Genomic DNA, 26,997 nt, shown 5'->3' on the forward strand with positions numbered 1-26,997 from the left:
AAGCTAATCCCTGACATCTAATCGGTTAAAGTCAATTTCCTTTTCAGTCAGCAGCGCTTTTGTATATCTATATCCGATATCATACAACTTCCGTGCTTTTGTAAAATCAAAAGTATTAAAAGTACCAAGTTCAGGTGCTTCAATAAGAAGATCGCAACGATCCAGACTTGCTTTGGCTTTATGACGCATGGCCATTCTGATACTTCGCACTGCGATTTGATGCATATGTGAAAATGGCTTGTCAAAAAGAAGCGGGTTACAGTGAATTCCTATGATGTAATCGGCTTCTTTTTCGATTGGAGCTACCGGTAAATTATTGAAAATGGCACCGTCAATCAATTCCCTTCCATCCAGATTGTAAGGTTTAAAAACACCTGGCAGACAGCATGAAGCCAAAATTACTTTTCCCAGATTTCCGCTTCTGAAGGTAACTTCCTGTCCCGCATGAAGATCTGTTGCCGTCACGACAAGAGGAATTTTTAGAGCTTCAAAGGTATTTTCAGGGATATATTTTTTGATTATTTCTTCAACCCTGTCAATTTTTAGTAATCCGCCAAAACTGAATCCGAACCGCAAGTAAGAACTGAACCGGGTTTTAAGGATAATGTCAAAAATTTCGTCAGCGGTATATCCGTAAGCAATCAACGCACCAATGAAAGAACCGGCGCTTGTTCCACTGATGATATCCGGTTTTAAGCCACGTTCTTCCAGTGCCTTAATCGCTCCAATATGAGATATTCCACGGGCTCCGCCGCCTGATAAAACTAATGCAATCTTTTTCATTTTTTGTTTAAACGCAGAGTGAAAGACGTTTTGCGCGGAGTTAGGGGAGTTATTTTTTTGTTCTAAAGAAAATTCCTCAAATCCCCTCGTTCCAAAATTTTGATTCCCTTTTCTGTTTGCTCAACTATCGCTGCTTCGTAAGTTGGATCGTGTTCAAAGAGAAGAATACACTTTTCGTCTGCTGCTTTTTGAAGTATTGTTTCTTTTTCAACCATTGTGATTAACGGTCTGACGTCATAACTCATAACCCATGGTAACGGTAAATGGTAGGATGACGGGATTAAATCTGCTGCGTAAATGATCTTTTGATCTTTGTATGTAATAAAAGGCAGCATCATTTGTTCAGTATGCCCGTCAACGTGAATGAAGTCTATATTTGAGAAAGGTGAATTCCCTTTTTCGATATATTTTAATTGTCCGGATTCTTTAATGGGTAAAATATTTTCCTTCAAAAACGACGCTTTTTCTCTCGGGTTTGGGTTCGTTGCCCATTGCCAGTGTGCTTCGTTTGACCAGTAAGTGGCTTTGGGAAAAGTGGGTATCAAAAGCGATTTATCCGCACTGTATTTAACAGCACCGCCGACGTGGTCAAAATGTAAGTGAGTTAGTACAACGTCCGTAACATCTTCGGTTGAAAAACCTGCTTTTTTTATAGAATCTATTAAAGTAGCATCTCCGTTTAGATCATAAAATCCGAAAAATTTTTCGTCTTGTTTATCTCCAAGGCCGGTATCAACCAGGATTAATTTATTGCCGTCTTCAATCAATAAACACCGCATAGCCCAGTTGCAAAGATTTTTCTCATCTGCCGGATTGTGCCGGTTCCACAACGTTTTGGGAACCACGCCAAACATGGCACCGCCATCAAGCTTGAAATAACCAGTATCTATAACATGTAAATTCATAAGGGCAGAAATATATTTAATCGTCTTAGCAGTAGCTTTGGCTGTAAAGTTAGTTATTAATAGAGAAGTTAGTAATCCAACTTTCGACTTGATTGCTCAAAGCATCATTCAATTTTCAACACTCACCTTTTTTATGTTTTTTAATTCTTGTTTGCGCAAATTGTCGGCATGTATCTGTTTGGGATTTTTACTAATCTTTCAAAATTCCTATGCGCAAAAGTTACCTGTTCAATATGTTGAAACACGCATCGGTACGGCTCCGGCAGCCACGGAAAGTGCTGCAAAACACAGTGAGGCCGGGAGTGAATTAAAAGGACAAACGATGCCGGCGGTTGGAACGCCACACGGAATGACGCAGTGGACGCCGCAGACAAAATCAACGGAAACAAAATGTATTGCGCCTTATTATTATGCAGATACACATTTTCAGGGTTTCCGTGGTACGCATTGGCTGAATGGTTCCTGTGTGCAGGATTACGGAACGCTAACCGTGATGCCCATTTCAGGAGAGCTTATTGTGAATCCGGAAAAACGGGCTTCTGGTTTTCGTCATGAAACAGAAATTGCAACACCGGCTTATTATAGTGTCAAGCTGGATGATTATAACATCACCGCTGAGGTTACTTCCCTCTCCCGAACCGCAATGCTTCGTTTTTCATATGGAGAAGGAAAAGATAACTTCATCGTCATTGAGCCTAATAGCGATGAAGGAGAAGGTTTTGTTGAAATTTTCCCTGAACGAGGCGAAGTTGTAGGTTATAATCCGGTTCATAAAATTTATCAGGGGGCCGGTCAGTCGGCCGGATTCAGCGGTTATTTTGTTTTGAAATTTGATACACCTTTTACACAATACGGTGTTTGGGAAGATGATCTGATTTCCCCGATGGGTAGAACAAAAATGGGAAAAGGGAAGCGTGAAAAGTTGGGAGCTTATGTCGGTTTTGGAACAAATCAAAAATCAGTAATCGTTCAGATCGGGACTTCTTTCACAAGTCTTGAAGGTGCCCGGAATAATTTGAAAAAAGAGCAGTTGGGTAAAAGTTTTGACGCCATACGCCGGTCAACGGAAAATGAATGGAGTACTGCTTTGGGAAAAATGAAGGTGAAAGGAAGTGAAAAAGATAAAATACTTTTTTACAGCGCACTTTACAGAACAAAACTCTCTCCCAGATTGTATTCGGATGTTGACGGACAATATCCATCTTTTGCAGGCGGAACACCTTTGCAAAAAGCGGACGGATTTGATTATTACTGTGATTACAGTATGTGGGATACATTTCGAGGCTCCATGCCTTTGCTTGCACTTTTGGAACCAAAAAAATCGGGAGACATGATGCAATCATTGGTGAAAAAAGGTGAACAGGGGGGCTGGATGCCGATTTTTCCTATCTGGAACAGCTATACCGCAGCCATGATCGGTGATCATGTTATGTCTGTCATGGCCGATGCTTATGTGAAAAATGTCAGGAATTTCGATGTTGAATCAGGTTATAAATTGTTGAGGAAAAATGCATTTGATACAAATTCGGATCCGAAAAGTTATGAAGCCGGAAAGGGCCGGAGAGCACTAACATCGTATCTGAAATACAATTATGTCCCATTGGAAGATAGTGTATGGCAGGCTTTTCACAAACGCGAACAGGTTTCCAGAACCCTGGAATATGCTTATGATGATTTTTGTCTTTTTATTCTGGCAGAAGAATTGGGTCATTCGGAAGATGCGGCTTTGCTTCGAAAGCGCGCTTTTAACTATCAGAATGTGATCGATCCTGTGACAGGTTATGCCCGTGGACGCTACGCGGACGGAAGCTGGATCAAGAATTTTGATCCGTTTTCAAAACGATCCAGTTTTATTACCGAAGGTTCGCCGGCGCAGTATACCTGGTTTGTTCCACAGGATATTGCGGGGTTGAAAAAAGCAGTTGGCGGAGAAAAATCGTTTGTAGATAAGCTGGACACATTATTTGAAAAGGGATATTACTGGCACGGAAATGAGCCTAATCACCAGATTTCATACCTGTATGCTTATGCACGACAACCATGGAAAACACAGAAATGGGTAAGAAATATTATCCGGGAAGAATATGATATAACTCCTGGCGGATTAAGTGGAAATGAAGATGGCGGACAAATGTCGGCTTGGCTGGTTTTTAGTATGGCCGGATTGTATCCTGTTACACCCGGAACACCTTTTTATGTTTTGGGAACACCTGTTTTTGAAGAAACTTCTCTGGAATTTTCACATGGTAAGAAATTTAAGATCAAGGCAAATGGTGTGTCGGATCAAGCCATTTATATTCAGTCGGCAAAACTAAACGGGAAACCATACACTAAAACTTATTTGTCACATGACGATTTAACAAAGGGCGGTGATCTTGTCTTGGAAATGGGTGTTAAGCCAAATGAGAACTGGGGTAATTCAGCTTCGGATGCGCCGCCTTCCTTATCAAAAGATTAGGCAATACGGAAAATGATAATTTTGTATAATGCTTATTTAAAATTGCATCGATTTATTTATTACAGGAATATAATTTTGATTAAATAGTTTAATGCAATATTAAATTTGTAATCGAGTAATGCGTTCGTTAATTTTCGTTTGAATACGTCCATTACTCCCTTTCAAATGAATCGTAGAAATTTTTTTCAAAAAGCAGTTCCGGCTAGTTTAGCTTTGGGCGCTGTTGCGGCTTCCTGTGCACCAAAACCACAAATTCAATATCCGGATAAACATTATCACATCAGTAAAGGTTATCACCAGATTCCCAAGCTCCGTTTGTCAATGGACCGGATTGTAAAAGAAACGGTAGGTTTAAGACCTTTCCGTGCATCAGGTCCGCGTATTGAGACAGAACAATTGGGAAACAAAACGATTGTTCACAATTACGGACATGGTGGAAGTGGCTGGTCACTTTCCTGGGGCACTGGAAATATTGCCAGAAAATTGGTTTTGGCGACGAACGAGAAAAAAGTTGCGTTGCTTGGCTGTGGAGCGGTTGGTATTGCAACAGCACGTTTGTTGCAGGAAAGTGGTTGTGAGGTAACGATTTACACAAAAGATGTCCCGCCCAATATTACAAGCAATCTGGCTACTGGAACCTGGTCGCCGGCTTCCAGAGTTTGTGATGTAAATGTTGCGAAACCTGAATTTAAAACAATCTGGGAAGATGCAACCCGATTTTCATTCCGTCGTTTTCAGTTTCTTTTAGGGATGGATGACATTGCCTGCTGGGCAGAGGAATATAGCGTTTTTGACAAAGAGCCGGTCTATGCGCCTGGCGCTGGAGGAGAAGAGTTTGAAATACATGGTCTGCTACCAGAAAGGGTGAGATTAACATCAAAAGAACATCCGTTCAAAGCAAATTTCGTTTCCAGAAGATCTAATTTAATGTTTAATATTCCGTCCTACCTGCGGCATCATCTAAATGATTTTCTGATTTTTGGCGGGAAAGTAAAAATTCAGGAAATAAAAAAACTGGAAGATATTGATGCGTTACCTGAACGCGTTGTTGTGAACTGCATGGGATTGGGAGCAAAACCGGTTTTTAACGATCAGGAATTAACACCAATATCCGGGCAACTTTCCTGTCTGATTCCGCAAAGCGAAGCCAATTACAAACTTTACACACAGGGTGCGAGTTTTATTTCCCGCAAAGACGGAATTTATATTGGCGGCAACGGAATCGTAGGCAATTGGGATACCACACCTAGCAGAGAACAAACCGAAAAAACCGTAGGCATCCTCCAAAAATTAATGGAAGAAATGCGCGGTTAAAACAAACCCAGCCCTGAAAAGGCGTCATATTTTAGCCCGGGGCATCGCCCTGGGTTTACGTGGGTTTACGTCGGGATTACGTGGGATTATGTGGAATTAACGGTATTTACGTGAAGAAGTTTAAAATAAAACGGCCTCCCAACAAAAAGTCAGGAAGCCGTTCAATTCTAAATATATATACATTGAATCGAAATTCAATAAACTCTTAATTCCCTTTATTTTTCTTCTTTTTAACACCGTCAGCAACAAGTCCTGTTCCAACTCCGACACCACCACCAACTAAACTTCCAACCAGCGCACCTTTTGCACGGTCATGTTTACCAATGATAGCACCTGCAATGGCACCTGTTCCTGCACCAATGGCTGCACCTTTTGCAGCATTATTCCACTTTTTCTTTTTCGGAGTAGCCTGTGGAGCTTGCTGAACTACATTGCTGTTGGCAACTGCCTGTCTATTCTCCTCCTCAATTTTATTTTTTTCTTCTTTTTCGGCAGCTACATTTCGCATAGAATCAATAACAGCCTGTTTTGTTATTACAGCCTGCATGGAATCTACTGTTCTTTGTTTTTCTCTTAATGCGGCATCGTTATTCGAACTGCTATTGCAAGCCGATAAGATAACGGCGCAAAATACTATTGATAGGATCGTTTTCATAACTTCGATTTTAGGTTTATCGTTGATACGTATAGCAACCCCTAAAATCATGCCAACCTGGAAAAGTATAAAAAATAGGTTCAAAATTGTAATCTGAAAAGATTCTTATTGCTTTTCTCCTATTTTAGTTGTCCGATTCTCAAAAGTGTTGGAAATGTTACCTCCTTTTGTTTCTCTTTGCCCCAAATTTTTTCAAATTCCTTTCTGACATCATCTACCGGATTTGTTCCGTTTGCCTTGATAAAATGCTGAACAGCCGACCAGGTATTTAAATAACCGATCAATTCATCCAGATTCCATTTTACTTTTTGAGAAAATGAAGGAGTCTGGATTTCCTGAAACGGGAAGGGGATCGTCTGATATTGTTCGTCAAGATACTTTCGCTCTTTGTCCCAATATTTGTCACCTAAAATATCAGAATAAAAATGACGAATAATCTTGTCGGATTCTTCATCGATCGTCATCAAATTATAACCAATGACTGCAATTAAACCATCAGGCTTTAAAGTCTTGTAAACTTTTTCATAAAATTTATAAAAATCAAACCAGTGAATTGCCTGAGCAACAGTGATAAGATCAAAGAGATTCTCCTCAAAATTTACATTTTCAGCACTTACAACTTCATAGGTAATATTGTCTTTTTTAACAGCATTTGCAATCTGGTTTTCACTGATATCGGTTGCGTAAATATGTTGGAAATAGGGTGAAAGTTTAGCGGCCAATTGACCATTTCCAGTGCCGCAATCCCAGGCATTTGCCTTATCAGCTACCAGATCTATAATAAATTCAATCGCTTCGTCCGGATATGTGGGACGAAAAACTGAATATTGTTTCGAATGGTTTGAGAAATTATCCTTCATGTAAAATCAGTTTATTTCGGTATGCTAAACCTTTAAGCGGAATGCGATATTCTGCCTCTTTCTACAAATATCAAGCCGTTCTGCGCCTGTCTTTAAATTTCAACGTCGAAAACTTTGTCCGGTAAATTTCAAAACTTCCGGTAATGCCGTTCGCCAGTAAGTCCATGTATGTGCACCATCACGTACCCGAAATTCATGAGGAATTCCCTTTTCCATCAATTGGGCATGCAAAATCATGTTGCCTTTTACCAACGCATCGTCATCACCGCAATCGATGTAATAACGTACTGTTTTTAATTTTTCCAGACTTTCAGTTTCAAAGATTTTCAGGACAGAATTTTTATAGTAAAAGTCAGTCAATCTTGCCTTGCCTTTCAGATTTAGACCGTAAATAGTGGCATATCTGCTTTCCCATCTTTCATCCGGCATTGCAATCATATCTTCATCAGTTCTGACGGCGGCACTTAGGGCAGAAGCGGAGGAAAATAATTCGGGATGTTTGGTAGCCAGCAGTAATGTTCCAAAACCACCCATCGAAAGTCCGGCTATTGTTCTGAATTCTTTTTTTGGTCTTGTATGGTAATTGGCATCAATGTATGGGATAAATTCTTCCGTAAAGAAATCTTCATATCTGCCTTTTCCGTCAAAAGTATTCATATACCAGGTTACCTGTGCATCCGGCATTACGATGATCATGGCCGGTGCATCGCCGCTATTTATTGTTTTGTCAGCAATTTCCTGCGCTGCGCCAAATTGCGTCCATCCTGTTTCATCATCAGAATAACCGTGCAGCAGATACAATACAGGATAGCTGCGGTTTGTTTTGTCATAGTCTGCCGGCAGATAGATGCTATACTTAATATCCTTGCCCATCAGTTTACTTTTGACTTTCAGGCTTTCCTTGATCACGCCTTGTTGAGCGAAGGATGTAAGGGAAATGAATAATATTAGAAGGAGAAGCAGTTTTTTCATTTGGATTTTGAAGGAATTGGTCGGGAATAATTTACTCGAAGTCAATATCAAAAGTCATTTTCTTTGTTTTACTACCCAAGGGCATGTCATTTGGCTAGAATTACAGATTCATTGTTGAGCGGAATAGTTTGGTCAAGTTAATCAGGGATTATTCATCGAGCCGATTATGTTAATATTAATAGGCTGAATTCCAGAATTAATATTCAAAAGAAAAGATAAAATAGAGTGACTCGAAATAACAAATAATTCTGTTCGTGAAGGAAATTATTTTACCAGATTGATTTCCTATATTCAGCGAAATCATTGAAATAAGTCTTGCAGTTACAAGCTTTATATTGAATTACTTTTAGTTTTTGGAATTTAAAATGACAATAGATCTTCGCAGCGATACCGTTACCCGACCAACCAAAGAAATGCAGGAAGCCATGTGGTCAGCTCCGGTCGGAGATGATGTTATGGGCGACGATCCGACTGTAAATGCATTGCAGGACAAGGCTGCCAATTTATTTGGAATGGAAGCAGCGTTGTTTTGTGCTTCCGGAACAATGACAAATCAACTGGCAATTCGTGCACACACGCAGCCGGGAAGCGATGTTATTTGTGACAAACTTTCCCATATTTATCTTTACGAAGGCGGCGGTATTATGCTCAATTCTTTTTCTTCTGTAAAGTTGCTTGATGGCGACAGAGGTAGAATAAATGCTTCGCAGGTAATAGATGCAATAAGTCCAGAAGGTGATATTCACGCGACCGTAAGCCGGATGGTTTCCTTGGAAAATACGATGAATAAAGGTGGTGGTAGTTACTATGATTTTAAAGAAATTGCAGCCATCAAGAAGGTTTGCGATAAACACGGACTGGCTTTTCATCTTGATGGTGCCAGACTTTTTAATGCTTTAATTGAAACTGGTGAAAGTCCGAAGCAGTACGGACAGGTGTTTGATAGTATCAGCATTTGTCTTTCCAAAGGACTTGGCTGTCCGGTCGGCTCACTTTTACTTGGAACAAAAGAAGTAATTACCAAAGCAAAACGCTTCCGAAAAGTAATGGGCGGAGGCTGGCGACAAGCGGGATTTTTAGCAGCAGCCGGAATGCACGCGCTTGATAATCATGTGGATCGCTTGAATGAAGATCATATTCGTGCACGTTCTATCCGGGATATTTTTGTTAACAAATCCGAAGTTGAAGAAATTTATCCTGTTGATACCAATATTGTAATTATCCGTTTATCAGCAAATATTTCAGCACCTGACTATGTTCGGGAACTTGCAAAATCAGGAATACTGGCTGTGACTTTTGGCAAAAACCTGGTTCGTTTTGTAACACATCTTGATTTCACCGACGCCCATCTTGAAGAAATGAGAAAGCGGTTATTGTAACTCAGCTTAATAATGTCAAATGAGTGCCATCGCCACAATCCATATGATAACGGCGGAAAGAATTTCGCGGATAATGAATTTCGATCGTTAAGGCTTCAATACCAGTTTTTCAAATATTGCTCCAAATCCAACGCCAATAGAATAAGCCAGAATATCACTCCATAAAAAACCATATCCAAGAACAAGCCCACCTAGTGTGGTACTTCTAATATTATCAATCCAATCGGCATGGTATAACTGGCTTAGTTCAATCAGATAACAAAAAGAAATGGCAATAATCATTGCCTGAAAGGTTGAGACCTTATTGAGAATAAAACCTGTCATCAGGAAAATCATCAATGCCCAAAGTGAGTCGCCGAGATACAGATTAATGAACTCAGGTAACTGGTATGCTATTTTTCTTGACAGAAGTCCAAAAGAAATCATCAGTATTGTCAGAAGAAAGTAGGCAGTCCGGTTTCTTTTGTTTTGGTTGAAAATTAAATCTTTTTTTTCGCTGGAATTGAGTGTCTTTTTCAATAGTATTCCGTCACAAGTTCATCACATTAATAAACACAAGTTATGAAGAATTACATTTTATCATTAGTTACTTTATTTTTAGTAGCCTTCTCGGTTACCGCATCATTTGCCCAGGCATTATCGGCAGAAGCACAGCTTGATAAAGCAGTTACACTTTCCGCAAAAGGAGATACAGCCGGAACAGCAGAAGCTTTAACAGCCGGAACAACGGCATTGGAAACGGAGGCAAAAAGTTCTGGCGGAGATTTGAAAGACAAACTTTTGAGCAAAGTAGGAGATTTAAAATCCCTGATTCCTCTGGCGTCAACAGGGAAATTACAAAGTGGCGTTTTAGGAAAGGCCGTTAGCGCAGTGAAAATGCTGGTTGGCGCAAACAGAATAAGCAGCCTTTTAGGAAAAGGAGATTCTGGTTTGTTAGGAAAAGCATCAAGCGTAACCAGCAGCCTTGGTTTGATCAAAGCCGGCTCCTCAATATTAGGTTCAGGTACTCAAAACGAGTTAAGCGGTGTATTGGGAGAGGCTACAAAAGCGGCCGGCAATTTGGATAAAAAAGGATTAGCAGGAAAATTGGCAGCAACGGCTTCAAGCAGTTCTCTTGGAAGTATCCTAAAACTTGTAGGTTCTTCTTTGTAAATATAAGGTTCAAATGAGGTAAAGCCACTTCAAAAGAGGTGGCTTTTTCCTTTTAAAATTCTTTTCAAATATTTTATCTTCTCAAATCAAAAGCTAATTCTTTGATTGCTCTTTCTCCTTTGATATCCTTAACGGGTCCTTCAATCTGATAAATGCCAAGCTTTTTTCTGGTTTTATCGGTTTTGAAAGCATAAGTGAATACTTCCTTTTTCTCGTTACTAAAAGTGATACTGTTGGAGATGGGATATATTTCGCCTACGCAATCTCCGCTGTAACAGAGATTATAACGCTTAAAATTTTCCAGTCCTGTTACGGAACCATCTGCGTTAAAGTTTACTTTTTTTTCAGCTTGTTTATCTGCTTTGAAGAGAGCATATTCTCCTGCAATCATCTGCTGATTGAGATAATTTTCAAAATCCCATTTCTGTTCTGTTGAAAGTGTTGATTCTTTAAAAGTAGAGTTGCGTGTTACTCCATTCCATGCACTATCTACAAGTGTTATCGTTTTATCGTCATTAACGGTAAAAGACATATCTTTTTCCTGAAGAGCATGAACGAGTAAATATTTTTTACCATCTTTTTTATAAGCAAGTCTGGATTGCTCAAAACCATATAAAATATCTACACTGTCTTTACTGGTGAAATTGAGTTCATAACAATATACCGGAATCAAACCAGGAATGGAATCAGCTGCTTGTTTAAGGAAAGTTTCGTTGACAAATTTTCCGCTCAAACCGGTATAATTACTTTCACTTTCCTTTTTGCATCCTGTTAAAAATATGACAGACAGCAAAATGGACGGGATTAAGAATGGTAGAGATTTCATCAGGGGTTAAATAGTTTCGTTTCATAACATTAGCATAAACTCGATGATAGCTTAAAGCACCGGATATGTAAAAACTATGCATGTTTGACCAACATATATACGTTGTTGTCCACATTTCATAAAAAAGGATGTTGTTAGCCATTTCTGGAGTAACAACATCCACGTTAATTTGATGAAGAAGTGTAATCTGTTGAGATTATGCTTTAAATAATTTTTATTTTCAGGATGAAGTATTGCAATTTGACAACGTGCTATTGAAAGAGAATTAATATTCGCTTTTCTAATGAACAAGCTAAAAAACTATGCCGTAAATTTTTTCAAACTGGAAGTATCTCTAAAATCAGTCTGCTTTCCGATGCAGGTTAAGACAAAATGTCGTGTCAGTTTTATCAAGGAATTGATATACAGATTTTTCAAAAAAATAAAATATTTTGTACTGATCCTGATGCAGAATGTGGTGTTCGGTTTTGTTAAAAACAAAATGAGGCACTTTAACCTCAGTAAAGAAGAATGTGTAACATAAAACAGGAGAGAAAAACTTCACTTAAAATATTTAAGCTTATATAAATCAGAAACTATTTTCTTCGCTTTTTCAACCGGCCACTGACTTTTAAATAATTGACTTTCCTGCATGGCAGCCTCGAACAATAGATAAACCGTATCACTTAAATTATCCTTTGGATTTTCCATAGTGTCCGCAAAAAAATTTCTTAGCTCTTGTTTATAATCCTGAATTACAGCCAATAATTTGGATTCATCCGGCTGAATCTCAGAAAGCATATTCAGAAAACTGCATCCGCGGAAATTTTCTTTTTCATTGATATCAATCAAAAAATCAAACGTTGCCAGTATTTTCTTTTTTTCCTTTTTTGATTCATTAGTAAATGACAAAAGCTGCTCATACCAGATGGCATGACGCGCTTTTAAATATTCAACTCCTAAATCTTCTTTTGATTTGAAATGTAGATATAGACTTGCCTTGGCCACCCCGGCCTCACTGATGATCTGGTTGATTCCCGTGGTATTATATCCCTGCTCATGAAACAGCTTGAGTGCTGTCTCCAAAATACGTTCCTTTGGTAAGACCGGATGATGTTTCATAATCGGGTTGTGAATAATAAACAAAGTTGTCTGTTTGATACGATAAAGCTAATCAATATAAAAAAAGTATACGAATTGATCAACGATTTATTTGGGCCGATAAATGATTTGCTTGTTGTTGTAAGCCGCAAAACAGCCTAATCCGCCATTGATATTATTGTAAACCAGGGAAGGTTCAGAAAAAGGATTATCCGACTGATCAGCCAGTTTGAGCGATTTGTGATAATCGTAATATGACTTTTCTGTATTATTAACTTCTATAACGAGGGCAATCAACCGTGGTTTTTGTTTTGCATAATATTTGGTGCCGTCTGCCGAAGTGTACAAAAGAGTAGTGGGGAGGAAACTTCTGCCAAGCGGAGATGTGAACGAAGTTCCATCCAGATTTACATCACTTTGAAACTCATTTCTGCCGCTGTCATCATTCCAATTAAAGCTGAATCTGTTTCTGACACGTTTTTCCTGAAAATTATCCGGACTGGTTCCTTCCAGGATAGAATATTCCACATCCATATTGGCACGAACTCTGTAAAAATTAGCTTCTCCAGCTATATCCTGCCAAACAGCATTTACGGTAAGTGCAGTATCAGGACGCCCGTTTCGTCTGGTTATATAGGCTGTGTCAATAACATAAGATTTTATCGTCACCTGATTGGCTGGAACCGCGCAAGTGGCGTCCACAGAACGTGTAGGATCTGAAACAGACAGCTTGTAGGTTTGAGATGCAACAATGGGAAAAGCGGCCTTTTCGATACTATATAGCTGACTTGCGGAGTCATAAGGTAAAATGACTTCTTTTCCCCCGCCTGATATTTTGACAATGGCATTTTTGATAACCGAATTTTCTGAGTTGGATTCTCCGAATAGCGGAATGGATTCCGTAACAACAACATAAATCCTGCTGGCTTGCGGTGAAATAAATGATTGGACTACAAGTTTGGAACTTATTCCCTGCACATCATCCGGAGACACATCCGTCACAAGGGTATCACAGGAAAAAAGTGCTGTGATGATAATCAGAAATAGGAAAAAATTGATTTTCATGATTTCTTAAAACTTAAAATTATAACTTATGGATGGCAGAACTGGAAACAGCGAGTAACGTTTTAACGACGTTTTCTTATTGCCATTTGCCAGCGTTTCTTCTGAAATATCATAGAAAAAAGGATTTCTTCTGTTGTAAGCATTATACAACCCAAATTCCCAGGTGCGCTCATGCGTTTTCTTTTTCTTATGAAATTGTATAGCAAGATCCAGCCTGTGAAAAGCCTCTGCCCGAAAACTGTTTTTGGCTCCGTATTCATTCACCTGATCGCCACTCCACGTAACGGTTGGCTTACTTCCGCTTGCTACCGTGCGACTGAAAATATTATCGGTAACTCCTGTATAACTGGCGAGTGGCAGCGTCAAAGCATTTCCCGTGCCATAAACCCAGGTTGCAGACATGGTGATTCGTGGGTTCAATTCATAAATCCCGACCACGGATAAATCATGTCGACGGTCATAACGGGGGTAAAATGTTTTTCCAAAATTCAGTTCGGGAAATTGCCATTTGGTCCAGGATAATGTGTAGCCAATCCATCCTGAAAATCTTCCGGCTTTTTTGTGAACCAGAAATTCAGCACCATATGACCATCCCTTTCCGGCAGTCACGTTATCTTCCCAACTGAGTTCATTGGCATTTTCTCCACTCACACTCAAAAAAGAAGCTCCTTCTTTGTAGTTCAGAATGTGGTTCATTTTTTTGTAATAACCTTCCAGCGTAAGTGTCACAGCAGGTTTTTCCAGATCTTTTGCCAAACCAATCGCAACTTGTTTCGATTGCTGTGGTGCTACCCGGTCCGTTGTGGGTACCCATAAATCCGTTGGTAAACCTAACCCGGTATTGGAAAGTAAATGAACATACTGGTTCATTTGAGCATAAGAAGCTTTCAGCGAGAAATCCTGAGCTAAGCGTAATGCACCCGAAAAACGTGGTTCTGGTCTGATGTAGGTTTTTGATTTTGTCTGGAAAGAACTAACCCGAAAACCTGCATTCATTTTTAAAGCATCAGTTGCCTGCCAGGTATCTTCAACATAAATTCCGGCTTCCAATGTATTAACCGGCGTGACAGATCTTTCCAGGGAAGCGTCAATCAGAGAACCTGCAATAGCAAGGGCGGAAGGAACAAACCTGTGAAAAGTGGCCTGAGCTCCAAATTTTACGGCATGTTTTGGTGAAGGATAAAAATCAAGATCGGTTTTTATACCCCAGTCACGAATTTGTGATGTATATTTCAAACTATACTCATCCCGTACGGTGCCGTCGGTATTAATATCTTTATCATAATTGCTGACACCAAATTCAAAGTTGCTGTAAATAAATGAGGTGTTTACAAACAATTTTTGATTCAGCAAATGATTCCAGCGTAAGGTCGCCGTTCTGTTTCCCCAGTCAAGCCCTGCGCGGGACTCATTATTTGGATCAGTTTGATTTGCGTAAAATTTATCGTGACCGAAATATCCGCTGAGGTACACTTTATCTTTCTGCCCTAGATCGTAATTTATTTTTGCATTAAGATCATAAAAATAATAGCCAGGTTTTACCTGCTCGGTTTCTCCGCGCTGACTGCGGGCGATGAGTGGTTTTGCCAGAAAATCAATATAAGTTCTTCTGCCAGAAATTAAAAAGGATGATTTCCCTTTTGAAATAGGTCCTTCCAGCGTTAGTCGTGATGAAATAATGCCGATTCCACCTTCTCCATGCAAAGCTTCTTTATTCCCTTCTTTCATATTCATTTCCAAAACCGATGAAAGCCTGCCGCCATAGCGTGCAGGAAATCCACCTTTGGTAAGCTCCACGCTTTTAAGCGCATCACTATTGAAAATGGAGAAAAAGCCAAAAAGGTGATTGGCATTATAAACAACCGCATCGTCCAGAATGATCAGGTTTTGATCAGGCCCGCCGCCGCGAACATACAAACCTGTTTGCCCTTCTGTACCTTTCTGAACACCAGGCATTAGTTGAAGAACTTTCAAAACATCCTTTTCTCCAAAAAAAGCAGGAATCTTTTTGATTTGGGAAATAGGAATTTCTATCTGGCTCATCTGAGCCGAATGGCTGATATAATCTTCTTCCCGACGAGCTGAAACGACAACTTCTTCAAGCTGATTTATCGTTTCAAGGAGAACATTAATTTCCAGGTTTTTATTTAGGAGGACTTTTTTTTCAACATTTTCATAACCAACAAACGAATAAATAATCCTGGCGGAATCCATTGGAGGAATTGTGAGCGAATAAAACCCATAGGTATTCGTAACTGCGCCAAATGGTGTATCCGGAATGTATACATTCACACCTGGCAGCGATTCCTGGCTTCCCTTTTCTCTCACGAATCCGCTGATTGTAACTCGTTCCTGTGCGTTAACGATGAATGATACCAGAAGGAAAATTAAAGTACAAATTATACGCATAGGTAGAGATATGATTCATTTTGTAACGTCCTATTGGTGAATATAGTATAATTTTAAAATAGTGAAAATGGTATTTTAAATGCCGGAGCAATCTGTAATCAGGGAAAAAATACAACAAAAAAGGTGCAGAAGTTTAAGTCTGCACCCTGGTAATTATTGTTTGTGATAAACTTATGAGGCCTTGTTAAGGCCGCGGTTTTCCAGTAAATATTTAACTTCCGGTTCTCTGCCACGGAAAGCTTTATACAAAGTCATCGGTTCTTCGGTACCGCCTTTGGAAAGAATATTTTTCCGGAAAGAAGTGGCCATTTCCTGGTCGAAAATGTTTCCTTTTTCCTTAAATGCGGCAAAAGCATCGCTATCTAAAACTTCCGACCATATGTAACTATAATAACCGGCAGAATAACCACCAGAAAAAATATGCTGGAAATAAGTGCTGCGGTATCTCGGCGCAATTTGCCTGATCAAACCAAGATCTTCCATTTTTTCCTTTTCAAAAGAAGTAGTATCCACTTTTTCTCCCGCAGAGAGTGTATGGTAACTCAGATCCAGAAAGGATGCAGCCAGGTATTCAACCGTACCAAATCCCTGATTGAATTTCGATGCTTTTTCCATTTTTTCAATCAATTCCACCGGGATAACTTCTTCGGTTTGATAATGTTTTGCATAGAAATTCAGTACCTCCGGCTCAAAAGCCCAATGTTCCATAATCTGGGAAGGAAGTTCAACAAAATCGCGCGGAACGGATGTGCCGGAAAGTGTTTCATACTTAACCTGCGATAATAATCCGTGCAAGGCATGACCAAATTCATGGAAAAATGTTTCCACTTCATCAGGCGTTAGCAGTACAGGCTCACTTCCCGTAGGTTTTGGAAAATTACACACATTGGCAACAATAGGGGAGACTGGCGTTATTAATGCTGATTGTTTACGATATGAAGTCATCCATGCGCCGCCTCTTTTTGAATTTCTTGAATAAAAATCCATATAAAAAATGCCAACATGTGTCCCGTCAGCTTCTTTAACTTCATAAGCGATTACATCAGGATGATACTTCGGAATATCCAGAATTTCATTAAAAGTCAGACCGTAAAGTTTTTGGCAAACATAAAATATGCCATCCCGAACCTTTTCCAGCTGGAAGTACGGGCGCAATTCTTCTGCGTTATAATTGTATTTTTCCTTGCGTACCTTATCTGCGTAATATGCCCAGTCCCAGGCTTCCAGTTCGCCGCCATTGCCTTCCTTGTTCATGACTTTCTGCATTTCAAGGGCTTCATTTTTAGCTACCGGCAAAGCAGATTTCCACAATCCGTCCAGTAATTCATAAACCTGATCGGGTGTTTTGGCCATGCTTTCTTCCAGAACAAAGTCCGCATGAGTTTTATAACCAAGCAATTGTGCACGTTCGGCGCGTAAAGCTGAAATGTTGGAGACAATTTCTTTATTATCGAGCTCATCGTTATGATTGCAGCGGTTGATATATGCCTTATACATTTGCTCACGCAGCTGACGGTTTTCAGCATATTGTAAAAAAGGCATCACGCTCGGATTGTGAAGTGTAAATCTCCATTTTCCTTCATGCCCTGATTCCAGCGCTGAATGTGCAGCAGAAGCAATAAGCGATGAAGGTAGTCCTGCAAGATCGTTTTCATTATCCACCAAAAGTTCAAATTTGTTGGTTTCTGCTAACAGGTTTTGTCCAAACTGTACCGTTGAAATGGAAAGCTGCTTATTGATTTCCCGCATTCTGATTTGCTGTTCAGCATCCAGATTGGCGCCGCTTCTGACAAATGCCTTATATGTTTTTTCCAATAAACGCTTTTGCTCCTGCGTCAGGTCAAGGTTGTCTTGCTGATCATTCAAAGTTTTTACTCTTTTGAATAAATCCGCATTCAAAAAAATGTCATCGCTGTGTTGTGATAATCTTGGAGCGATAACCTGAGAAATTTTCTCAATTTCAGGCGAAGTATTTGCCGAAGCCAGATTGAAAAATACGCTGCTGATTTTGGTTAACAATTTATCAGCGGTTTCCAGTCTTTCTATTGTATTTTCAAAAGTAGGAGCACTATCCTGATTCGTTATTTCAAGAATACTTTTTTCATTCTGTTTCATACCTTCCTCAAACGCCGGCATAAAATGCTCAGGTCTTACTTTGTCGAATGGTGGAACTTGGAACGGCGTGTTATATGCTGATAATAATGGATTTATTTCAGTTAAAGTATCTGTGCTGTTATTTTCCAAAATCATATTTGTTGTGTGGGTTATCGTCTGATTTAAATTCTATTTTATTCCTTTTACTCTCATTTTAATTCCATAAACGGCGGTCTCTGCTGTAATAAAAAGCAAATCGCGATTTTTTCCACCAAAACATAAATTGGCTGTCCAGCCTTTATGAACCGGGAAATGAGCGATTTCTTCTCCTTTGTTATTAAAAACAGTTACACCATTTCCGGTAATGTATAAATTTCCTTCATTGTCAAGAATCATCCCGTCGGATCCTTTTGATACAAACAAGGTTTTGTTTGATAACGATCCATCTTTGTTGATATCGTACAAGTATGTTTTTCCTGCACCAATATCTGCTACATATAATTTTTTCCCGTCGGCAGTTCCAATAATTCCGTTGGGCTTTTTAAGCTGATCATCAACCCGAACCAGTTTTTTCCCGTCGGGAGAAAGATAATAAACATGTTCTCCGTCCTGCTGCATTTTTGGATCTCGTTTCCAGTAATCTCTTGGATAGAGCGGATCTGTCATATAAATACCACCTTTGGGATCGATCCAGAGATCGTTTGGACCATTCAAAAGTTTTCCATCATAATCTTTAACAAGCACGGTAGCTTTTCCTTTTTTATCAAAAGACCAAACCTGGTTCTCTTCATCGGAACAGGCGACAAGGTTTCCTTTTTTGTCAAAATACATACCATTTGCTCGGCCAGAATTATCTGAAAAGGTACTGAATGCGCCGGTTTCAGCATCCCAGCGGATAATTTTATTATTAGGCTGATCTGTGAAAAAGACGTTTCCATGTGCATCAGCAACCGGACCTTCGGTGAATTTATAGCCGTCACCCAATTTTTCAACCTGGGCTCGGGGTGCAATAATTGAATTTTTATCCATGATTTGGGCAGAAAGTGAATGCGGTGTAATAAAAGATAATGCCAAAGTAATTGCAGAGGCGAAAATGCTGAATTTTTTCATGGGGACGGATTATGTATAGTTAACCACCAAAATCATGGCAGTTAATACATAAGGAAAGTTTACTGGAAATTTAATGTTGATAACGTGGGGGGATGGAAATTTTTATACCACCCTTTCAGGGTTTAGCATCCGGATCAACATTAGTATTGCTGTAATAATTTCATCCCTTCGGGATTGTAGGTGATGAAAAATGCGGATGTAGTTATCAAAATACAATACCTGGATTTTCGGGTTTGATTTAAACAAAATCAAGAATTCATTAAATTTTCTAATTGATTTGAAATTTAAGTCACAGAACATTACTTGAAATGCATAGACTTTTGACTTTCAAAAATCCCGAAGGGATGACATTATTATAGAAATGCGTTACACTCAACCAACCAAAACCCTGAAAGGGTGGTATAACCCGCTTTGGGACGATATTATTTCAAAAAAATATTATCTCTGAAATCGTTCTTTAACCCATTTTTTCTGCATTTCCTTATCTAAAAATGTCCATGCCACAAACCTGCTAACTTTCTGTCCTTGTGCCATTTCAACCGTTTTTATCTCAACCGCATTTACCTTTTTCAATTCTGCATAAACCCCTGGCAGTGTTGTTTTTTTTGAAATAAGAGACGTAAACCAGAAACATTGTGAAGAAATTTCTGCACTCTCACGGATCATTTGTCTGACAAAAACTTCTTCACCACCTTCAACCCATAATTCTGCATTTTGTCCGCCAAAATTCAATACCTGTTTTGGCCCTTTTTTCAATCCGAGATTAGTCAGTTTTCGCTTGGTTCCGGCTTGTGCTTCTGCCAGTGAGGCGTGAAAGGGCGGATTGCAAATGGTGGCGTCAAAAATCTCTCCTGACTGAATAATTCCTTTGAAAATGTGTTTGGAAGAAGTTTGTAAACGAATATCTATCGCACCTTCAAGCGAAGGATTTTTGTCAACGATTTGCGTTGCTGAATCAATGGAAACCGGATCAATATCTGAACCTGTGAAACTCCATCCATATTCTCTGTGTCCGACAATTGGATAAACACAATTGGCACCGACGCCAATATCAAGAACTTTAATACTTCTTCCGACTGGAAACTGATTTCCGTTCACAGAAGCCAGTAAATCAGCAATATAATGAATGTAATCTGCCCGCCCGGGAATAGGCGGACAGAGATAACCGTCTGGAATATCCCAATAAAATATTCCGTAAAAATGTTTTAATAACGCTTTGTTAAGCGATTTGACTGCATCAGGATTTGCAAAATCAATTGATTCGTCTCCAAAGGGATTGACAAAAACAAACTTCGATAATTCGCGGTGACTATCGATTAATGCTTTAAAATCATACCTTTCCCTATGCAGGTTTCGCTCGTGCAGACTGGTTTTTTCGGTATGAATTTTTTTTGATTTTTGAGCCAATGAAAACGAAGATCAGATTAACTTAATACAGCTTTTTTACTTGCAATCTGCTCATAAACAGCATCCCAAAGATCAATTCTTTTTTGAAGAGACTGAATCGTTGCCTGTTCTGCTTCTTTCCAGAAAGTCTGGTTATCGCCGCAAAGATTGGAAGTCATTTGTAAGGCAAGATTGCTGTGATGATCGCCGTCCACTTCAATATGTCTTTCCAGATAATATTTAAAAATGGAAACTTCTTCCGGGAAAGTTTTGCTGATATCGCTCACGATGGAATGAAACATATTTGGAATCAGGTCTTCTCTTCCAAAAGTGAATGTTGCAGCCTGCAAATAATCCTTTTTGCTGTTAATGATCTTGAAAGTATAATTGACAAAATCCTGAGCAGCTTGCGGTGCGTCTGAAACTTCAAAAGAAGCACTTAAATTATTACTGATGCGTAATTCGGCAATGAATTTTTCAATTTGAGAAGTATCAGCGCCGCTTTGCTGCATCGCTTCAAGATACAATTCATAATGACTTTTCAAGTCGCCATTTTGGTCAATATCTGATTCTTCACCTGCAACAATTTCATTAATCAAATGTCTTGTCACCGCCGAACCAACCGGAAACCAGGGGACAGAAGTACAGGTAAGATTATTTTGAAGCGCCTTTAAAAGCGACATGAAATCCCAAACTGCAAAAACGTGATATTGCATGAAAATTCTTAAATCGTCAAGCTCGGTGATCGCAGAATAAACTTTGTGATTGATAATTTGCTGCCTTAGCGGCTCAATAGCTATTTGTAATTTTTGAATATGATCTGACATAACAAATGAATTGAAATACGACTCGAATGCTGAATGAATCCGCAAAGGTAACGCATCCCGTTTCCTGATCATTATATTTCAGGCTTTTTCCGTTTAAGAAAGAATTAAATTCAAGATGTTTTAAAAATAAAAATGCCCGGACAATCAGTCATGGGCATTTTCAATTATGCTTTATTAATAAAAATTTTCTGTCCTCCTTTTCTGATCGATTCATAAACAGCGTCTACAACAATCATATCCTTTAATCCTTCCTGTCCGGTTATATGCGGATCAGGTTTATTGTTCAGAATAATATCGGCAAGTCCATCCATTTGTAAGGTTTGGTGTGGAACGTGCGGTGGCATGTTCATTGGACCTGCATTTGTTCTTCCTTTTATCGGTCCATAACCAAACGCCGGACTGAGTTCAACAAATCCTTTTTCACCAATAACATAAAGTCTTTCGAAATTATTGAAGTTATAAGTTGTCCCGCAATTAGCAATCACGCCGCTGGGAAATCCGAGTTGAAAAGTAATCGTTTCATCTACTTCTTTAAATTTTATCGGATCCGTTTTTGTTTCCTGAGCCGTTACCCAAATCGGTTCTTCACCTGTACAATATCGTGCTCCATTTAATGCATACACACCAACATCCATCATAGCCCCACCGCCAGCCAGTGCCTTTTTCAAACGCCACTGCGTAGGATCACCGCTTTTGAAACCCATGTAATTATTGACATGCATAATTTTTCCAAGTTCACCCGATTCACGCATGCGGATGAGTTCGCGTGTATGCGGTTCAAAATGCAGACGGTAACCGATGTAAAATTTAACACCTGCTTTTTCACAAGCTGCGATCATTTCACGGGTTTGTTTGGCATTATCTGCAACGGGTTTTTCACAAATAACATGTTTTCCGGTCGCTGCGATTTGCAGTACATGTTTGTGATGCAGTGAATTTGGCGTTGTTACATAAACAATATCAATGTCCGGATTATTCTTTAATTCGCTGACAGTCTCATAGTTGTAAGTATTTTTGTCAGGGATATTGTATTTCTTTTTCCAGGTGTCAATTTTGGATGGTGTGCCCGAAACAACACCAACGAGTGTCGCCATTGTACATTTTTGCATGGCATCGGCTACGATATTGGCATAACCGCCTAAACCCATAATAGCAACACGGAGCTGCTTTTCAGCACGTACCAGGGGAACGGATGGAGCCGCCGCCGTTGCCGGCAAACCAGCCAGTGCAGTTACGCCAATACCAAGAGAAACCTTTTGAAGGAAATCACGACGAGAATTCATGTGCGAAACAGATTTTAGAAAGATTGTTTGAAATCAAATGTCACCGACACATTTAAAAGAAAAAGATTTGACCTATCTCCTTATTTATCAGCGGCGATAAAATTGATTTGAAGATTTTATTTTTTAATCTTCATTCCCGATTCGATAAGATGTACAAGAGATTCGAGATTCCAGCAATTGTAACAAATGATTTTTGACCATTATTTTGAAAAATGTTGAACCAATTTCAATAATTACATGTATATACATTAAATGTAACAACATGTAAATTTAAAAATATGGAAAATCTAATTAACGGCTTGCACCATATCACTGCATTGGCAAGCGACGCACAAAGAAATGTAGATTTTTATGTAGGAATTCTGGGTTTGAAAATGGTTAAAAAAACCGTCAATTTTGACGCTCCGGATGTATACCATTTATATTATGGTGATGAAACCGGCTCACCAGGATCCATTGTTACATTTTTTCCTTATGCCGGATTGGTTCGTGGAAGAAAAGGAGGCGGACAGTTGACCTATTCTGCTTTTTCAATTCCCACGGCTTCATTGAGTTTCTGGATGGATCGGTTGGTGCATTTTGGTATTCCATACGCCGGGCCTTACAGACGATTTAATGAAACTTATCTTCGTTTTGAAGATTATGACGGAATGGGCGTAGAGCTAGTTGCGAATGATATTGACAAACGTAAGGGCTGGGATAATGGAAAAATTCCTACCGAATATTCGATCCGTGGAGCTTATACAGTTTCGCTGAATGAATATAAAATTGATAAAACAGTTTCTTTGTTGACAGACATAATGCAGCATCGTTTGGTTGCTGAAGAAAATGGAATTTACAGATTTGAAGCCGGTGCCGGCGGTCCGGGTTCTTATGTGGATGTACTTGAATCGCCAAAAGATATTCGGGCATTACAAGGTGCGGGTTCTGTACACCATGTTGCCTTTGCGACGGATAGTGATGAAACGCAGCTGGAAATTCGGGAGAAATTATTATCGGGAAGTTATAATCCAACCGAAGTATTGGACCGTAATTATTTCCACAGTATTTATTACCGCGAGCCTGGTGGAATTTTATTTGAAATCGCAACAAATCCTCCCGGATTTTCGGTGGATGAAAGTGTTTCTGAATTAGGTACTTCCTTGAAATTACCAGAATGGTATGAACCAAGAAGAGAGAAAATCGAGGCGGAACTTCCAGTCATCGTTGCAGAAAGTAAATAGTATAACAGTATAAATAAAAAACGGCTTCCGGTAATCTGGAAGCCGTTTTATTTGAACATGGCTAATAAAAGCTTGGGGAAGTGCATGCGTAATGGCAAGAAATTTTATTCGATTTTGAGAGAACGTTGTACTTTTTGCTCCGCTATAAAAACCGATTTTGAGAGGATTTCATTACCTATCATTATTTTAAGCGTGTAATGTCCATCTTCAAGCTGGTCAACGTTTAGAGCACGACCAAATTTTGTGTAGTTATTTCTGATAATTTCCCGATAGAAAATTTGTCCGCTATCATCGCTCAATAAAATAATTGCTGGTGATGATTTATTAATGCGATTAACATAGACATTGATCTTTCCATCGATGGAACGGTAAATCCCGGTTTGGAAACCAGTAGGCTTTTTTGCTTCCTTTTCATCTGCAAAAGCGGAAATGCAGGTAATCGCAACAAGTAAAATTGCAGCGAAAATTGTTTTGGTGATCTTTTTCATAGCTAATGTGATTATGATGGATTAAATGTTTGTCCTTGAATTTTCCCAGGCTCAATCAGACATTTTCATCATGTTAGTCGAAGCAGCTGCACTGGCAGACAACAAAGTATGTGTACTTAAAGAAAGAAATGATTTAACGGCAATATTTGGGAAGGGTAAAACGCAAAACGGATTCCGTGTCCCCGGAAACCGTTTTTTTAACTTTGGCTAATAGATTAATTACGCTCTGATTTAATTAATTGTCAAAACACGTTCTGTTTTTTGTTCTGTCAATTGAAGTGATTTTGACTGGGTTTCTCCATTGCTGGTCACCTGGATTTCATACTTTCCTGCTTCCAGATCATTCAGATTTAAAGCGCGTCCGAATTTTTGGTTTCCTTTGCCTATCACTTCGCGGTAAACGATATCTCCGGAGCTGTTTTTCAATACCAAAACAGTTGGTGTTTCCTGATTTACTTTGTCAACCAGCACATTGATTTTTCCGCCTTTGGTTGGATAAATTCCGGTGCCGAAGCCGGTAGATTTTTTAGTTGCTTTATCATCTGCATGGGCAGAGAAAGCGAAAGAAGCAACAAATGCAAAGGCAACAGCGATATTTTTGATGTAAGTTTTCATGGCTTTGATTTTTTTATTTATGGCTAATATTTTTCTTATGAATGGCTAATAGGGTATTCGTTACTGATACTTATTTGATTGTCAATGCACGTTCTGTTTTTTGATCTGACAATTGGAATGTTTTGGTTTGTGTTTCGTTTTGGCTTGTTACATCGATTTGGTATTTACCAGCTTCAAGATCCGTAACATTTAACTGGCGACCGAATTTCTGATTTCCTTTGGCTACAATTTCACGGTAAACGACGTCTCCGTTTTCATTTTTCACAAGAATGGTTGTTGAAGCATTATCATCCGCTTTGTCGACCAAGACATTGATTTTTCCTCCTTTGTTGATGTAAACCCCGGTTCCAAAGCTGGAAGTTTTTTTAGTTTCTTTATTTTCAGCGTTAGCAGCGAAAGTGAAAGAAGTAACAAAAGCGAAAGCAAGAGCGATATTTTTGAATGAGTTTTTCATGGCTATTTATATTTGAATGTTCTGTAGTAATTGTTTCCCTTATTGATGAATCAAAGATAGGGTGATGGCAGGTACTATGTATAACAAAGTACACGAATGGATGCTTTTCAGTGATAAGTGGTATGGGGAATAAATGAGTATTATGTGGTAATAAGAAGGTTATTGCGGTTTTGTAAAACTAAGGGTCGAAAAGATGTGAATTAGGGAAATCAGTTGGTGGGAAAATTATTGGATCAATGAGATCGGCCATGCCTACGGCATTTTCTAGTGCCCGTAGGCACGGCCGACATTGTAGCCAGGGAATTTATTCCCTGGAAATGAAAAATGAAATTTATTCTGCAAAATCAAATTTGTTTGTGAAAATGGATTCGGTGCTGAAATGGATACATCATTGGAAACAAATAAATCAATTTCAATCCTTCTCCACAAAATTCATATCCTTTGTAAATGTTTCCTCCAAAAAGTACAATGCGATCAGCGCAATAATACTGGTAATAATACCCAAAGTGAGCCCACTGTTAATTACGCCAAGATTGGGTTTGAATTGAACAAATAAAGCAGCCAGCGGAATTGTAGCTCCACGAACAAAATTAGGAACGGTCGTTGCTACTGTCGCGCGTAAATTTGTACCGAAAAGTTCGGCGGCTATGGTAATGAATAAGGTCCAGTATCCATTACAAAATCCCAAAAACGCACAAACGATGTAAAATGAAAAGGCATCCTGCAAAGGAATCAAGAGGTAAGTTATCATCATACAAAGTGAAAGCGTGATAAATAAACCAATCACCTTTTTGCGGCTTTGTAAATACTGACTAAATAATCCGCTGGCGATATCACCAAAAACCTGACCCGAAAAAGCGAGCATGACGGCCTTGCCCGCATTGACGCCCACAATTCCTTTGGCGTGACCAAATTCAGGTGAAAATGTAATTAAGATACCAACAACAAACCAGATTGGAAGTCCAACCAGAATCGCCATCAGATACTTACTAAACCGTTTACCGTTTCCGATAATCATCAGAATATTTCCCTGATCAACACTTTTTTCTTTTATTTTTTGAAACATACCTGATTCAAAAACATTGAATCTCAGTACCAAAAGTATCAGTCCCATTCCGCCACCGACAAAATAAGAAACTCTCCATGCAAATAAATCGGCTACAAAATAGGCCAGAATGGCTCCCATTACACCTAAGGTAGCCACGAGCGTTGTTCCGTATCCACGAACTTCTTTCGGTAAGACTTCCGTAACCAGCGTAATGCCTGCACCAAGTTCCCCTGCCAGACCTACGCCAGCTATAAAACGTAAAATCGCATATTGATCAACCGACGTGACAAATCCATTGCTGATATTTGCCAATGAATACATAATGATAGACCCGAAAAGAACTGAAAGTCGTCCTTTTTTATCTGCCAGGATTCCCCATAAAACACCCCCAATCAGCATACCGGCCATTTGGTAATTCAATAATTTAATACCTTGTGTTAGTAACTGGTCGTCCGCCACATTCAACGCTTTAAGGCTCGGAACACGAACTACGCTGAATAAAAACAGATCATACATATCCACCAGATAACCAAGCGCAGCAACAATAACAGGCACCTGCATAAGCTGCGATAACAAAGACGGACGGGATTGCGGAATGGCTGACATGGGAC

24 protein-coding genes are annotated in these 26,997 nt (G+C 39.3%); 5 read left to right on the top strand and 19 right to left on the bottom strand.

Annotated features, from left to right (window positions below):
• Positions 1–3 precede the first annotated feature (3 nt).
• Both IEE83_RS02415 and IEE83_RS02420 read right to left on the bottom strand, forming a co-directional pair.
• Positions 4–783, bottom strand: a complete 780-nt coding sequence (locus tag IEE83_RS02415) for a patatin-like phospholipase family protein (RefSeq protein ID WP_194119035.1) — start codon at positions 781–783, stop codon at positions 4–6.
• 62 nt (positions 784–845) lie between these two features.
• A complete protein-coding gene (locus IEE83_RS02420; protein WP_194119036.1) occupies positions 846–1,688 on the bottom strand; it encodes an MBL fold metallo-hydrolase in 843 nt (280 codons plus the stop codon).
• A gap of 133 nt (positions 1,689–1,821) precedes the next feature.
• Here IEE83_RS02420 and IEE83_RS02425 point away from each other — a divergent pair, with 133 nt between their 5' ends.
• Together IEE83_RS02425 and IEE83_RS02430 are read left to right on the top strand one after the other, a co-directional pair.
• Positions 1,822–4,146 carry a GH92 family glycosyl hydrolase gene (locus IEE83_RS02425; protein ID WP_194119037.1) on the top strand — a complete coding sequence of 775 codons (2,325 nt, stop codon included), beginning with the start codon at positions 1,822–1,824 and terminating at the stop codon, positions 4,144–4,146.
• A gap of 165 nt (positions 4,147–4,311) precedes the next feature.
• Positions 4,312–5,460, top strand: a complete 1,149-nt coding sequence (locus IEE83_RS02430; RefSeq protein WP_194119038.1) for an FAD-dependent oxidoreductase — start codon at positions 4,312–4,314, stop codon at positions 5,458–5,460.
• A 205-nt stretch (positions 5,461–5,665) separates the two neighbouring features.
• Here the strand turns inward: IEE83_RS02430 and IEE83_RS02435 are convergent, their stop codons facing one another.
• From IEE83_RS02435 to IEE83_RS02445, 3 genes are all read right to left on the bottom strand, one after another.
• Positions 5,666–6,115, bottom strand: coding sequence for a YMGG-like glycine zipper-containing protein (locus tag IEE83_RS02435; RefSeq protein ID WP_194119039.1), 450 nt, complete (start codon positions 6,113–6,115; stop codon positions 5,666–5,668).
• Between the two features lie 119 nt (positions 6,116–6,234).
• The gene (locus IEE83_RS02440) at positions 6,235–6,975 is read right to left on the bottom strand and encodes a class I SAM-dependent methyltransferase (RefSeq protein WP_194119040.1); all 741 of its coding nucleotides are present in this window, start codon (positions 6,973–6,975) and stop codon (positions 6,235–6,237) included.
• Between the two features lie 99 nt (positions 6,976–7,074).
• A complete protein-coding gene (locus IEE83_RS02445) occupies positions 7,075–7,947 on the bottom strand; it encodes an alpha/beta hydrolase (RefSeq protein ID WP_194119041.1) in 873 nt (290 codons plus the stop codon).
• A 365-nt stretch (positions 7,948–8,312) separates the two neighbouring features.
• Here IEE83_RS02445 and IEE83_RS02450 point away from each other — a divergent pair, with 365 nt between their 5' ends.
• Positions 8,313–9,326, top strand: coding sequence for a threonine aldolase family protein (locus tag IEE83_RS02450; RefSeq protein ID WP_194119042.1), 1,014 nt, complete (start codon positions 8,313–8,315; stop codon positions 9,324–9,326).
• 87 nt (positions 9,327–9,413) lie between these two features.
• Here IEE83_RS02450 and IEE83_RS02455 read toward each other — a convergent pair whose 3' ends face one another.
• Positions 9,414–9,845, bottom strand: a complete 432-nt coding sequence (locus IEE83_RS02455; RefSeq protein ID WP_228101647.1) for a ribosomal maturation YjgA family protein — start codon at positions 9,843–9,845, stop codon at positions 9,414–9,416.
• A 42-nt stretch (positions 9,846–9,887) separates the two neighbouring features.
• On the opposite strand from IEE83_RS02455, the gene IEE83_RS02460 reads away from it, so the two are divergent.
• Positions 9,888–10,478, top strand: a complete 591-nt coding sequence (locus IEE83_RS02460; RefSeq protein WP_194119043.1) for a hypothetical protein — start codon at positions 9,888–9,890, stop codon at positions 10,476–10,478.
• 73 nt (positions 10,479–10,551) lie between these two features.
• Here the strand turns inward: IEE83_RS02460 and IEE83_RS02465 are convergent, their stop codons facing one another.
• From IEE83_RS02465 to IEE83_RS02505, 9 genes are all read right to left on the bottom strand, one after another.
• Complete coding sequence (locus IEE83_RS02465) at positions 10,552–11,304, bottom strand: hypothetical protein (RefSeq protein ID WP_194119044.1); 753 nt, start codon at positions 11,302–11,304, stop codon at positions 10,552–10,554.
• Positions 11,305–11,844: 540 nt separating this feature from the next.
• Positions 11,845–12,405 (bottom strand): TetR/AcrR family transcriptional regulator, encoded by a 561-nt coding sequence (locus IEE83_RS02470; RefSeq protein WP_194119045.1) that lies wholly within the window; start codon positions 12,403–12,405, stop codon positions 11,845–11,847.
• A gap of 87 nt (positions 12,406–12,492) precedes the next feature.
• Positions 12,493–13,449, bottom strand: coding sequence for a DUF4249 domain-containing protein (locus tag IEE83_RS02475; RefSeq protein WP_194119046.1), 957 nt, complete (start codon positions 13,447–13,449; stop codon positions 12,493–12,495).
• A gap of 6 nt (positions 13,450–13,455) precedes the next feature.
• A complete protein-coding gene (locus IEE83_RS02480) occupies positions 13,456–15,858 on the bottom strand; it encodes a TonB-dependent receptor (protein WP_194119047.1) in 2,403 nt (800 codons plus the stop codon).
• A gap of 171 nt (positions 15,859–16,029) precedes the next feature.
• Positions 16,030–18,108 carry a M3 family metallopeptidase gene (locus tag IEE83_RS02485; protein WP_194119048.1) on the bottom strand — a complete coding sequence of 693 codons (2,079 nt, stop codon included), beginning with the start codon at positions 18,106–18,108 and terminating at the stop codon, positions 16,030–16,032.
• Between the two features lie 33 nt (positions 18,109–18,141).
• Positions 18,142–19,062, bottom strand: a complete 921-nt coding sequence (locus IEE83_RS02490) for an SMP-30/gluconolactonase/LRE family protein (RefSeq protein ID WP_228101648.1) — start codon at positions 19,060–19,062, stop codon at positions 18,142–18,144.
• Positions 19,063–19,500: 438 nt separating this feature from the next.
• Positions 19,501–20,469 carry a 23S rRNA (adenine(1618)-N(6))-methyltransferase RlmF gene (gene rlmF, locus IEE83_RS02495; RefSeq protein ID WP_228101649.1) on the bottom strand — a complete coding sequence of 323 codons (969 nt, stop codon included), beginning with the start codon at positions 20,467–20,469 and terminating at the stop codon, positions 19,501–19,503.
• 17 nt (positions 20,470–20,486) lie between these two features.
• Positions 20,487–21,275, bottom strand: coding sequence for a DUF3050 domain-containing protein (locus IEE83_RS02500; RefSeq protein ID WP_194119049.1), 789 nt, complete (start codon positions 21,273–21,275; stop codon positions 20,487–20,489).
• A gap of 164 nt (positions 21,276–21,439) precedes the next feature.
• Positions 21,440–22,558, bottom strand: coding sequence for a Gfo/Idh/MocA family protein (locus IEE83_RS02505; RefSeq protein WP_194119050.1), 1,119 nt, complete (start codon positions 22,556–22,558; stop codon positions 21,440–21,442).
• 278 nt (positions 22,559–22,836) lie between these two features.
• Here IEE83_RS02505 and IEE83_RS02510 point away from each other — a divergent pair, with 278 nt between their 5' ends.
• Positions 22,837–23,781 carry a ring-cleaving dioxygenase gene (locus IEE83_RS02510; RefSeq protein ID WP_194119051.1) on the top strand — a complete coding sequence of 315 codons (945 nt, stop codon included), beginning with the start codon at positions 22,837–22,839 and terminating at the stop codon, positions 23,779–23,781.
• Between the two features lie 104 nt (positions 23,782–23,885).
• Here the strand turns inward: IEE83_RS02510 and IEE83_RS02515 are convergent, their stop codons facing one another.
• The 4 genes from IEE83_RS02515 to IEE83_RS02530 all read right to left on the bottom strand — a co-directional run bounded on the left by IEE83_RS02515 (position 23,886) and on the right by IEE83_RS02530 (position 26,992).
• The gene (locus tag IEE83_RS02515) at positions 23,886–24,269 is read right to left on the bottom strand and encodes a hypothetical protein (protein ID WP_194119052.1); all 384 of its coding nucleotides are present in this window, start codon (positions 24,267–24,269) and stop codon (positions 23,886–23,888) included.
• Between the two features lie 231 nt (positions 24,270–24,500).
• Positions 24,501–24,884, bottom strand: a complete 384-nt coding sequence (locus tag IEE83_RS02520; protein ID WP_194119053.1) for a T9SS type A sorting domain-containing protein — start codon at positions 24,882–24,884, stop codon at positions 24,501–24,503.
• Positions 24,885–24,954: 70 nt separating this feature from the next.
• The gene (locus tag IEE83_RS02525; RefSeq protein WP_194119054.1) at positions 24,955–25,338 is read right to left on the bottom strand and encodes a T9SS type A sorting domain-containing protein; all 384 of its coding nucleotides are present in this window, start codon (positions 25,336–25,338) and stop codon (positions 24,955–24,957) included.
• A 412-nt stretch (positions 25,339–25,750) separates the two neighbouring features.
• On the bottom strand, positions 25,751–26,992 hold the full coding sequence (locus tag IEE83_RS02530; protein ID WP_194119055.1) for an MFS transporter: 1,242 nt from the start codon (positions 26,990–26,992) through the stop codon (positions 25,751–25,753).
• Positions 26,993–26,997: the final 5 nt, after the last annotated feature.

The organism is Dyadobacter subterraneus, assembly GCF_015221875.1.
GTDB classification, from domain to species: Bacteria; Bacteroidota; Bacteroidia; order Cytophagales; family Spirosomataceae; genus Dyadobacter; species Dyadobacter subterraneus.